Here is an 11,648-nt window from a genome sequence, read left to right as displayed (position 1 = left end):
TTCGACCGCTTCGCCTTCCAGAGCGTCGACACGGACACCTTCATGGCCCACATGGACAGCACGCTGCTGGCCGACTACGGCGACGTCCTCGACCGCGATCGCATCCTCGAGTGGATCTACCAACCCGGGCTGCCCGAGGGCGCCCCGACCCCGCGCTCCGACGCCTTCGACCGCATCGACGCCGTGCGCGACGAATGGCTGGCCGGCGACACGCCCGCCGCCGACATCGCCACCTCCCAGTGGACCTATCACGAATGGAAGGCGTTCCTCGACGGCATGCCGGCGAGCCTGAGTCCCGAACAGCTCACGGAGCTCGACGAAACCTTCGGTTTGACGGAGGCGACCAACAACGAGATCGCCTTCTCCTGGCTGATGATCGCCATCCGCAACGGCTACGCCGATGCGGACGCGCGCCTGGAGAGTTTCCTCATCACGGTGGGCCGCAACAAGTTCGTGCGTCCCCTCTACCAGGCGATGGTGGAGGCCGATCGACGCGAGGAAGCGCAACGCATCTTCGAGGCCGCCAAGCCTGGCTACCACCCGCTCACGGTGAAGGTGAACGGCGCGGTGGTGTACGAGGAGACCTGAGGCGGCAGTCGGTCGGCGCTGGAGGTCACCGTCGCGGCGGTGGCCTCTCGGGGCGCATCACATGCCGAACATGCTCCGCTCCTCGCAGTCCGGGTAGTAGTCGGCGTCACCGCTACGCACGTCGACCACGTCGGTCACCTCACCGGACTCGAAGTCTTCGATCCGCACCGGGTACTTCCCAGCCAATTCATCGCTCTCGAAGACGGCGATCATCGACGTGTCCATCACCGCGCCGCCGCCCATCTGGTCGACGAACTCGCGGTAGGCAGTCATCATGCCATCCATGGCATCGCGCACATCGCGCGCGCCCTTCAGGCGCTTGGTCGGTGTCATCCACAGGCGCTGCGCGACGGTGCCGCGTGAATCGACCACATCGTAGCCCTCGCCGCGATAGCCGTTCACGTCGACGGTCTCGCCCGTGGCGCGCACCTCGTAGGACAGGGGCTCGCTCAGGCCGCGACCGCCCATGAACTCGCGCATGGCGCGCGCTTGCTCCTCGGTCATCTCGCCGTCGCGACGAGCCTGCTCCATCGCCTCCTCGATCGCAGCGCCCGCCTTGCCCATCGCTTCCGCGAAGCGGCCACGCTTGCGTCGCTGCTCCGCACGCGGCGCCGCCGCGGGACGTTCCGCGACGGACAACTTACGGCAGATGTTCCCCTCCAGGGAGACGATCGCCTGCTCGCGCTGTTGGAAGATCGTCGTCTCGAGCAGCTCACCCGCCTCGAAGGGCGGCGGATTCGCCGAACTACCCGCCCCACCCGCTGCCGACGCGGACGCCGCACGACCACTGGGGCCGCGCTCGTCGATCCGAAGGTCGCCTGCTGCGTTCGCAAAGGTGTGGGTCTGCGCGACGACAGCGCCACCTTGGCGTGTCTGGGTCACGATCTCGGCCGCGAACACGGTGGTTGTGGTGATCATCATCAGCATCGCCATGGATGCGTTAGCGCGTAGGGTCATGTCAGCCTCCTTTCCGGTGCCGACTCACGCTACGAAGGCAAACCGCCCCAGGCAATTAGCCGATTTGCACTAGTGCACCAATAATCAACAACCTACAGCACCCCTAGGGCACCTGTACTAACGCGACGCGCAGCATGCCTGGCCTAGACTTTTCGCCATCGTGAACTGCAGCAGGGCAGCTGACATGCACCACCAGCGAGAACGCGTCATCCTCCCGGTCCTCTCGATGAGCCTACTGCTGGGCGCACCGGTCGCCCTTGGCGATGCGGCCGTCGACGCCCTACGCAGTGACTACTACACCGATGTGTTCGAAGCGGTGTCGACGAGCATCGCCTACGAACCCTATTCGGGTGCCCAACGCGGCCCGGCACAAACCGCACGCAGCGGCGCCGGCAACGCCTTGGATCAGTCGGTACTGCTCATCGAGGCCCTGGGCGACAGCGTCCATGCCGCGCGCATCGCCGTCGGGCGCCTGCGCGATCCCGCGTTGGTCCAACTGCTAGGGGCGACGAGCCCGCACCTACCCTCCCACCTCGGCATCGATCACCCGGGCGCGTACGACCCCATCAACGACGACGTCACCCAGAAGATCGCGCGCGACCACGCCTTGGTGGAGGTGCAACTGGATGAGGGCGACGACTGGCTCGCCCTCGACCCCTCGTTTCCCCACGCTGAACCGGGTGACAGCTTCGCCACCGCCACCCGCCACTACGATCGCCTGCCCGACGCGTCCCACCAACGCCTCACCATCACCTGGATGCAGACCACCGCCGACGGCCGCCAGCAACGGCTGGGGCGAATCCAAGGCACGGTGGCCGAGCTGGCGACGGCGCCGATATCGCTGGTGGTGCGCGCCATTCCCCAGTTCGCGCCATTGGCGAGCGAGGAATCACCCCCGGCCAGCGAGGGCCTGATCTCGGGAACACCAGGGTCATTGCTCGGCGGCGGCGGTCTCGGCGGCAGCACGCGCCCAACCGCGCCGCCGGACGAACCTGCCAGCGAGACCGGCGCCGAGCCTGTGACCGATGAGGACCGTGCGGTCGTCGGGCTCGAGTACCGGCGCGAGGCGAGCTACGCGGGGCAGGCGCCCAAGGCCCTGGCGCCCACGCCCGTAGTGTTCGACGACGCCGGCTCCCACCTCACCCGCGAGTGGCTGGCGATCGAGCTGCGCGTGCCCGGGCAGCCCGTCCGTCGCCTCACCCGCGATCTCTTCGTGGCGCAGGACGCCAGCGATCGACCGCCCGCCGTGCGCCGCTACAGCGTCGCCGTGATCGCGGGCACGATATCCCGCGAGGCCTTCGAGGCCCAACGCAGTCTGCTGACAGCCGATGCCGTCGCCACCGCCCAGGCGGAGCTTACGACACTGCAAGGTGAGACCGACGACGACGCGGCCGCCTTGAGGCTGATGCAACTGGAAGCGTCCCAGGCCGTCACCCCACACCTGATCAACCTGGCCTTCGCCAGCGAGTCCGACACTCTGTCGGCGCGCCTGGCACGACGCGCCGGCGTGCGCCTGGTGCACGATGTGCCGCGCATCGTCATCACCTCCGCACATACTGATGTGGACGAGGCCTCGAGCGTCGACGCCGAGCTCACCCTCGATCTTCGCCTCGACGAGCTGCGAGCCCTTCCCTTGGGTGGCATGCCCCGTGGCGCCGCCGCGCTGTTCCAGCGTGCCCGAGGCATGCAGGAGTCCGCCCTCGAAGGCCGCGTGTTAGCGCGCTTCGTGGAGGACCCCAAGCAGGTGATCACCACGGCGCGCTTGATGGACATCGCCCAACGCGAAGGCCAGGAGCTCCTGCTCCTCACCGCCGACGACCCCTCGGCCGCCGCAACGCTCGCCCGCCTGACACCCACTGTCCGAGACCGGGTGGAACGCACGCTCCAGCGCGAGCATCAAGTCATCATCCCCGCTAGCCCCGTCGCGATCGACGGCACGGCGATGTGGGGATGGTGGGACGTCGACCCAGCCACCGGCGCCTTCGTCGGCGTGATGGAGAGTGGTCAGCACCAGGCGATGGCGCAGTACTCGGTCACGCTGGAGAAGGTCGGCGTCAACGACGCCATGGGCTACGTGCTCGGCGCCCTCACGGGCTCCACGGCCACCATGACCCTCTACTCGGCCAAGATGCTGGAGTACGGCCAGGTCACGCCGCAGCTCATCGCCGAGGTGGCGGCGGGCATCGAACGGCTTACCTGCGTCACCTGCCCCAGCTTCGAGGTGGTGGTGTCGCCGATCTCGGCGTCGGCGAGCTTCGAGTCCCCGTGCTTCGAGCAGACCGGTGTGGGCATCGGCACCGGCGGCGGCGTCAGTGGCAGCATCAGCTTCTGCGAGAACTACAAGCTCGGTATCTCCTGCGCCGCGAGCCTGATGCTAGGCACCTTCGAGGTGGAGGGTGACGTGGACATCGGCCCCAACATCGATCTCGACCTCGGCCCCTTGAGTTGCGAATGAATACCTTCACCGCGCTGATCATCCCCCTGCTCGCCGCCCTGGCGCTGGTCGCCCCTGCGCACGGCCAGGACACGGCCGCCACGGAGACGGAGCCGAACGATCGAGCGGAGAGCGCGAACGCCCTCGACACCACGATGCCCCTGCGGGGTGTGCTCACCAGCCAGAACACGGACTACTTCCGCTTCTCCCTGGGGGATACCGACAGCCGGCGCGACATCCTCTTCTCCCTGGACGAGGACCTCCGCACGGACACCTGCCTCCTGGCGAGCGACGGCACGCGCATCAAGTGCCTGCGCGGCACGCAGCACGGCTTTCGTGGCGTCACGCTGAGCGGAGAGTTCGTGATCTCGATCTCTGCAGTCGCCAAGATGGAGGCGCCCGTGGGCTACACCTTGACCGTGAGCGATCCCGTGCCCAACCCGGCGGGCGAGGAGGTGGAACCCAACGACCGCGCAACGGAGGCCACCCTCGTCGAGGGCATGCCCATGACGGTGTCGGCCACCCTGTCGGCCGGGGACAAGGACCTCTTCCGCTTCTCCATCCCGGGTCCGCGCCGTCACTGGCGCATCGCGGCCACGGGCCAAAGCATCTACGCGATGGAATTGCTCACGAGCGGTGGCGTCTCCCTGCAAAAACGCTCGGGCAAGCAGCCGCTCGCGCTGGACGACCTATTCCTACCCCCCGGCGACTACCTACTGGCGACCGCCCCCAGCGGCAACGCCGACGTCGGCGCTTACGAGATCACGATCGCACCCGCCGAAACGCCGCCCGGCACGGCGTACGAAGAAGAACCTAACGATACTAAAGGGCAAGCGCAGCGACTCACCCTCGGCAGCGACTACTCCGGGCAGCTCAGCCGCCGCGACACGGACATGTACCGCTTCCACCTGCCAGGCCGCACGCGCGTGCGGGTCACGGCAGCGGCCGCGCCGGGCAGCCAGCTCAACCTCAGCCTCGACGGCGAGCGGGTGGCGGCAAGCACCGGTGGTGAGGACCAGGTGGTCTTCGAGGGCACGGTGCGCGGCGGCGACCACCTGCTTCGCCTGCGCGGGCGCACCGACGGTGTGGACGAGTATCGCTTGCGCATCGACTTAGCCGACCCCCTCGCCGCAGACGGCGCCGCCCTCAGCGACGTGGCCGTGGCCATCGTCGGCGAATTGCCGACGGTGGGCGCCTACCACCCCCTCGGTCAACGCGTGCCTTTGGCACTGGACGTGCACAACACGGGGAGCACCGCCGAGCGCCTCGAGGTGCTGACGGAGACGAGCGACGTGGGCTGGCGCCTGCGTGCCGCGGCGCAGACCCTCGACCTCGCTCCCGGCGAACGCACGCAGGTCGACGTGGTGCTCGACGTCCTGCCCGACGCGAGGACCGATACGCCGGTGCTCGTGAGCCTGGGCGTGCGCAACGCGGAAGGCGCGATCGCCAGCACCTCGGCGTCGACGCTGGCAGTCTGCGGGGCGCCACCGGTCAGCGCCCGCCGCCTGTGGTCGCTACCGGACGCATTGCTCGGCGGCACCAACGCGGCCTGGGCGGGCCTCGGCGCTACCATCGTGGACGAGACTCGCCACAGTCCCCCAGGGATCGACGGCATCATCACCCGTACCAAGGGCGCCTGGATGGCCACTCCCGGTGACTTCACCGTCGACCTCGCGGGCACGGCGCCGCTGACGGTGCTCGGCACGGTGCTGCACCCGACGGGCTCCGACAAAGTAGGCGTGCAACTGCGGCGCTTCGAACTTCTGCTCTCCGACGACGGCACGGAATACCGCTCCGTCTTCACCGGTGCCCTGCGGGCGGATGCCGTCGAACAAGCCTTCGTGCTACCCGCGCCCGAGCGTGCCCGCTTCGCCCGCCTGCGCCTGATCGACAACATCGCCGAAAACGGCGGAGCGATCGGTTTCGGCGAGTGGAAAGTGATCGTTGCCGAATCGCCGCGGGAGATCCTCGGGGGGCCGCTCAACATCGCCGATCACGCCGTGGGCGGGCACACGGTGTACTCCACCCCCTACGTCGGCGGTGGCTGCTGCCACACTACCTTCAACACCGAGAAGGACGACGGCCAGTTCACCCGCGCCGACACCCCCTACGAGTGGGTGATGGGCTTTCGCGATAACCGGGCAGCGCGCATCGAGCACATTCAATGGCGCGATGGGGAGAACGTCGGCAGCAGTCGCCGGGCCGTTCAGCAGGTCAGCGTTTCCATTAGTATGGATAGCCCCGTCGGGCCCTGGACCGCACTCGCTGACTGGCAGCTGAGTCGGGAGCAACCGGATGTGGCTGACCTTCCCTTGGCCGCGCCCGTGTGGGCGCGCTTCGTGCGCTTCGTGGCAGCACCGCTCGAGGATGGCGTGCCCCGCTCGCCCGCGCAGATTCGGATATTCGAAGCGGCGTCCGACGCCCGCTACCTCTCCGTGGTCGGGGAGTGGGGACACGGGGGCGCCGACGGCCCCTACGAACGTCAACTGCCTCAGGCGACCCCGACACCGCCGGCCAGCACCGACGCCGGCGATTCGCGATCGGACGCCACCGCCCTGCGCCCCGGAGACCGCGCCAACGGCACCGTGCTCGTGGGCGAAGACGAGGACTGGTACGCCGTCACCGTAGCCGAGGGCAACAACCAGCTGCGTTGGCGCTTTGGCACCGCGCAGGCGATGGAGTACGCCTTCGACCTCGTCGACGCCGAGGGCGTAGCACTTAAGACGGAGCGACGCCGCGTCGACGACGCCCTGGAGGTCACCGCCGCGGTCACCCCCGGCACCTACTACCTGCGCCTCTACGAACCGCCCCGCTCGGTGATCTTCTCCTGGGACACGAGCGGCAGCGTGGGCCCCTACTACGACGTCATCGACCACACCATGAAGGCCTTCGCGGCGGGCGTGCGGGAGGGACGCGAGGAGGTCAACCTCGTGCCCTTCAACGATCCCGCGCCAGCGCTGATGCTGGAGGAGTGGAGCGGTGACGCCTACGAGGTCTCCGCCGCCATCGTGAACTCCGATCGGCGCTTCGGCTCCAGCAACGCCGAGTCCGCCCTGATCCTCGCCACCAACGAGCTCTCCAAGCGCGACGGGACTCGCGCCGTCATGTTCATCACCGACGCGGAAACCGACGGCCTGCGCCAGACGGGCGACCTGTGGCGCCTGCTCGGGGACGTGCGCCCCCGCGTGTTCTCCTTCGAGCTGAGTTCGAAGGGCAACCCCGTACCCCAGGACATGATGCAGAACTACGCCGCCGTGAACCGCGGCTTCTACGACCTCGCCCTCACCGCCGGTGATCTACAGATCGGCTTCGACCGCGCCATCTGCCTGCTGCGCCGGGCGAAGGACTACCACGTGGCCTTCAGCGTGGAGCAGGTGGATCCGCCCGAGCCCGGCGCCCTGCTGGTGAAAGCCGAGTCGCCCGCCGCCAAGCAACGCGTGGCCGCGGGCGATGCGGTGGAGGTGATCATCGATGCCTCGGGCAGCATGTACAAGAAGCTCGGCGATCGCTTCCGCTACCAGATCGCCGCCGACGTGCTGGACGAGCTGCTCGCCGAGGTGCTCCCGGACGGCATCGGCTTCGCCCTGCGCGCCTTCGGCAATCGCGAGGCGAGCAGCTGCCGAACGGATCTCGAAGTTCCCCTGGGGGCGCTGGACAGAAGTGCGGCGCGGGCGGTGGTGGCCGAGATCACCCCCCAGGCCTTCGCCTACACGCCGATCGCGGCCTCCATCGCCAAGGTGCCCGAGGATCTCGCCGCCGCGACCGGACGCAAGACCGTTGTGCTGATCACCGATGGCGAAGAGTCCTGCGACGGCGATGTGGAGGCGCAGATCGAGGCCCTGCGCGGTGCCGGCGTCGACGTGCAGCTCAATGTGATCGGCTTCGACTTCGACGCCCAGGACACGGAGGCGGCGCGCGCCACTTTCCAGCGCTGGGCCGCCCTCGGCGGCGGCAGCTACTTCGACGCCGCGAGCGCGAGCGAGCTCGCCCGCTCGCTCACCCTGGCGACGAGCGTGGTGATCCCCTACGAGGTGAAGACCGACGACGGCGTCACCGTGGCGAGCGGCACGGTGAATGGCGACGAGATCACCCTGCCCCCCGGGCGCTACACGGTGCACTTCGCCGATGACGCCTACGCGCCGGAGCCGACGGAGATCGCCAGCGGCACGACGAGCACCCTGCTACTCGACTAGTGGGAACACGGCACGTTTAGCTGAACCCGCGCGAGGCCGCGTAGGACGCCGCGGCCGAACGCGAACTCAGCCCTAAGGCCTTGAGCATCGCGGAGACGTGGATTCGCACCGTGTAGGGCGACAAGCCCAGTTCGCGAGCGATCTCCTTGTTCGACTGCCCGCGAGCGATCAGGCGCAGCACGTCGAGCTGTCGAGCGGAGAGGGAGGCGAAGGGATCCTCCCCCGGGGCGGGCTGCGGCTGGGACGCCACGCGCGTCGAGCTCTTCAGCACCACCGTCTCACCCTCCATCACCTCGACGATGGCCGCGGAGATATTCTCCGGCCGCACCGCCTTGGAGACGAAGCCGTTGATGCCCATGCCCATGATGTCGCGGATCTCGCCGTCGTCTTGCAGCATGGAGATGACGATGATGGGCGTCAGGGGCAACTGCTGGCGCAGGGCGCGCAGGTCCTTGCGGTAATCGAAGCCGGGGAAGAACAGATCGATGGTGAGGAGGTCGAGGGCGTCGCTGGCGCGTAGGTGCTCACCGACGCCCGACATGTCCCCTGCCTGATCGATCGTGGCATCGGTGTAGAGGCGCGAGAGCATCAGGCAGATACCTTCGCGAAACATTGGGTGATCGTCGGCAACGAGAGCCCGCACTGCCTTACGCTCCGAAGGGTTCCAGGCAAAGTGTACTGCAGCGCATCGCCGGTGCCACTAGTACGCTTGCCTTAAGGCGGCAGCCGCCCGTCTTCCCGGGGCCCTTGCTACTATCTCACCATGGCGTCCGCCACTCACAACTCCACCCCACCGGCCCCCCCGGTGACCGTACAGGCGCGCATTCGGCGCTCGCTCCTGTCCGCCAACTGCGCCGTGCCGCTGGCGTTGTTCAACGCCCTCTTCGCAGGCCTGCTGGCGCTGATGATCGGGAGTGCGGCGCTCACCCCGTGGCTGGCGATCGCCTGCTCGCTCTGCGTGGCCGACCTCCTGGTGCGCATGGTGGTGCGTCGCACATCGCGCGCCGCCATGCCCTGGCCCGTGCTGGTGACGGACGCGGGCGTCGGGATGCTGTGGCTCTTCGCCGCCCTCCGCTTCTTCCCCACGGGGGTGCCCGAGCTGCAGTTCTATTTCCTGTTCTCCATCGGCGCCGCGGCACTGTGCACAGCCGTCTACCAGCACTACTGGCTGCCCGCCTGCTTCGCCCGCATCGGCGCCGCGATGCCCGTCGCGGGCTGGCAACTGCTCGGTGCCGATACGCCCTTTGCCGTGCTCCGCGCGTCCATCGTGATCGCCGTGTGGCTCGCGATGCTGTGGCTCGCCTACAAGCTCCATCAGGCGCTCCTGCAACGCCTGCAACTCACCGCGGCCCGCGACGCGCTCCTGCGCCAGGTGGCCGAGAGCGCGCGCGAGCTCGACGTCCTGCGCGAAGAGGAGGCCCGCTCGCGGGCCGAAGCGGAGCAGGCCAATCTCGCCAAGTCGCGCTTTCTTGCGCACTCGAGCCACGACCTGCGCCAGCCCTTGCACGCCATTCGCCTGCTGCTGGAGACCGTCGACGACAGCGCCCTGGACCAAGCCTCCGTGCACGTGATCGAACGCGTACGCCACTCCACCGACGCGCTGGGCAAGCTCTTCGACTCGCTCCTGGACCTCACCCTGCTCGATACGGGACAGGTGGCCGTCGACGAGCACGACGTCGACGTGCGTGAGCTGCTGATGGAAGTGGCCGACGACTTCGCCGAGCTCGCCCGCTCCAACGACGTCACGCTGGCGGTGGACGCCACGGCGCACCAGGCGAGTGCCGACCCGACCGTGCTTCGACGCATGGTGCAGAACCTGGTGGCCAACGCGATCCGTCACACCCCACGGGGCACGGTCCGCCTGCGCTCAAGGGAGGCTAACGGAGAGCTTTGGCTGGACGTGGACGACACGGGCTCAGGGATAGCACCGCAAGACCAGGAGCGCATCTTCGAGGAGTTCACCCGCATCGCCGACGCCACGGCGGGCCAAGCGGGGGAACGGCTGGGTCTGGGCCTGTCGATCGTGAGTCGCCTGGCGCGCTTCAGCAATGTCTCGGTGACCCTCGATTCCGCGCCAGGGCGCGGCAGCTGCTTCACCCTCGGCCCCTTCCGGGCCACCCTGCCACGAGTGGCCGCACCGAGTCCCGCCGCCCTCGCCGCCTCATCCCTCGCCGGTCAACGCGTGGTTGTGCTCGACGACGATGCGGAAACCCTCGAAGCGACGGGTCGCCTACTGAAGAAGTGGGGGCTCACCGTGCACCTGGCCGATCGGCCGGAGCAACTGGGCTTGGAGGATGCCGACATCCTGATCTGCGACGTGGAGCTAGGGCCCGGGCCGGACGGGATCGAGGTCGTGCGCGAAGCGCAGGCCGCCACCGCCTCTCGCATCAAGCCACTGCTCATCTCCGGCAACGCTTCCGCCGAACTCAAGGCCCGCGCCCAGGCCCACGCCCTCACCTTGCTACATAAGCCGGTTCAGCCGGCGCAGCTGAAATCTGCAATACTCACGCTCGTAGGCAATCACCAATAACAATGGCCTCGCTCAGGCGAGACCGATAACGCACGCCATGGCACGAGACACCGGCGCGTCGCGCCCCGCAGACTCCATCAGCTCCGATCTCGGCACCCTGCGCGAGATGGAAGATGCCCAGGCGCAGGTGGGCTGGTCATGGCAGTTCGCGCTCATCATTGTGCTCGTCGCGGCCTTCGTCGTGCTGGGGTGGTTCGGCCGCCCTCAAGGCCAGGCATCGTTTCCGGTCGTGTTCAATGCGGGCGTCAGCGCCGGCGCGTCGGCGGCCCCCGCCTGGATGGCGCCAGCGTTGGAGCAAGCCCTGTCCGCCACCTTGCACGCCGGCGAACAACTTCGTCTGGTGGAGCGATCCACCTCGGCCAGCGCCTTCTCTCAGTTTGGCGGTGCGAGCGCGGGCACCGTGCCCGGCGCCGCCCGCTGGCAGGTGCGCGCCGTCATCAGTGCTGACGCCGTCGACAGCCAAACCGCCACCGTGGACTTGGAGCTCAAAGCGCTGAACGGTGATGACCTCTTCACCGCGAGCATCACGGGCGCGAGCAACGCCATCTCCGACCTCGCCGTGCGCAGCGCCGAACAGCTCTACGCCTGGCTCGACGTGGGCGCCGCCACGCGAGCGCAACTCGACCTCGCCCGCGGCGAGATCCCCGACACGGCGGCCAGCGAAGCCTTCGGTGCGGGCATCGCCGCCTTGGAAGCGGGTCGCGGCCGCGAGGCTCTCAGCCACTTTCAGCTGGCCGATCGTCTGGCGCCGGACAACGCCGCCATCATCGACGGCCTCGCCGACACCTGGTCCCTGCTCGGCTTTGCCAGCAACGCGGTGAACGAGTCGGCACGCGCCTTCCGCGCGGCCAGCCCCCTCTCGCGCCAACGCCAGCTCGAGCTCGAGGCCCAGCTGGCCCAGCGCAGCGAAGACTGGCCCCGCGCCAAACAGGTGTTCTCGGCGCTC

General features: G+C 68.5%; 7 protein-coding genes. 5 read left to right on the top strand and 2 right to left on the bottom strand.

Features of this window, described 5'->3' with window-relative positions:
* Nucleotides 1–588, top strand: a 588-nt coding sequence (locus AAF184_21885) for a leukotriene A4 hydrolase C-terminal domain-containing protein (protein MEO0425002.1), incomplete at its 5' end; no start/stop codon positions are given.
* Between the two features lie 57 nt (nt 589–645).
* Here the strand turns inward: AAF184_21885 and AAF184_21880 are convergent.
* Nucleotides 646–1,545 carry a hypothetical protein gene (locus AAF184_21880; protein MEO0425001.1) on the bottom strand — a complete coding sequence of 300 codons (900 nt, stop codon included), beginning with the start codon at nt 1,543–1,545 and terminating at the stop codon, nt 646–648.
* A gap of 226 nt (nt 1,546–1,771) precedes the next feature.
* Between AAF184_21880 and AAF184_21875 the strand changes: the two genes are divergently transcribed.
* Both AAF184_21875 and AAF184_21870 read left to right on the top strand, forming a co-directional pair.
* A complete protein-coding gene (locus AAF184_21875; protein MEO0425000.1) occupies nt 1,772–4,000 on the top strand; it encodes a hypothetical protein in 2,229 nt (742 codons plus the stop codon).
* A complete protein-coding gene (locus AAF184_21870; GenBank protein MEO0424999.1) occupies nt 3,997–8,172 on the top strand; it encodes a hypothetical protein in 4,176 nt (1,391 codons plus the stop codon). The genes AAF184_21875 and AAF184_21870 overlap by 4 nt, the downstream gene beginning before the upstream one ends.
* Before the next feature lie 16 nt (nt 8,173–8,188).
* Here AAF184_21870 and AAF184_21865 read toward each other — a convergent pair whose 3' ends face one another.
* Entirely contained in the window at nt 8,189–8,815 is a 627-nt protein-coding gene (locus AAF184_21865) for a response regulator transcription factor (GenBank protein MEO0424998.1), read from the bottom strand.
* Nucleotides 8,816–8,935: 120 nt separating this feature from the next.
* Between AAF184_21865 and AAF184_21860 the strand changes: the two genes are divergently transcribed.
* Both AAF184_21860 and AAF184_21855 read left to right on the top strand, forming a co-directional pair.
* Nucleotides 8,936–10,702: an ATP-binding protein gene (locus AAF184_21860; GenBank protein ID MEO0424997.1), complete on the top strand. Its 1,767-nt coding sequence runs from the start codon at nt 8,936–8,938 to the stop codon at nt 10,700–10,702.
* Nucleotides 10,703–10,739: 37 nt separating this feature from the next.
* The coding region (locus AAF184_21855) for a hypothetical protein (GenBank protein ID MEO0424996.1) at nt 10,740–11,648 on the top strand (909 nt) is incomplete at its 3' end.

Source organism: Pseudomonadota bacterium, from assembly GCA_039815145.1.
GTDB lineage: Bacteria > Pseudomonadota > Gammaproteobacteria > Steroidobacterales > JBCBZW01 > JBCBZW01.
Note: the sequence above shows the minus strand (reverse complement) of the source record. Positions and strands in the feature narration are given on the sequence as shown.

Bases quoted from the DNA above. Each gene is read 5' to 3' on its own strand.
- AAF184_21880 (MEO0425001.1), bottom strand. From the start codon at position 1,545: ATGACCCTACGCGCTAACGCATCCATGGCGATGCTGATGATGATCACC.
- AAF184_21875 (MEO0425000.1), top strand. From the start codon at position 1,772: ATGAGCCTACTGCTGGGCGCACCGGTCGCCCTTGGCGATGCGGCCGTC.
- AAF184_21870 (MEO0424999.1), top strand. From the start codon at position 3,997: ATGAATACCTTCACCGCGCTGATCATCCCCCTGCTCGCCGCCCTGGCG.
- AAF184_21860 (MEO0424997.1), top strand. From the start codon at position 8,936: ATGGCGTCCGCCACTCACAACTCCACCCCACCGGCCCCCCCGGTGACC.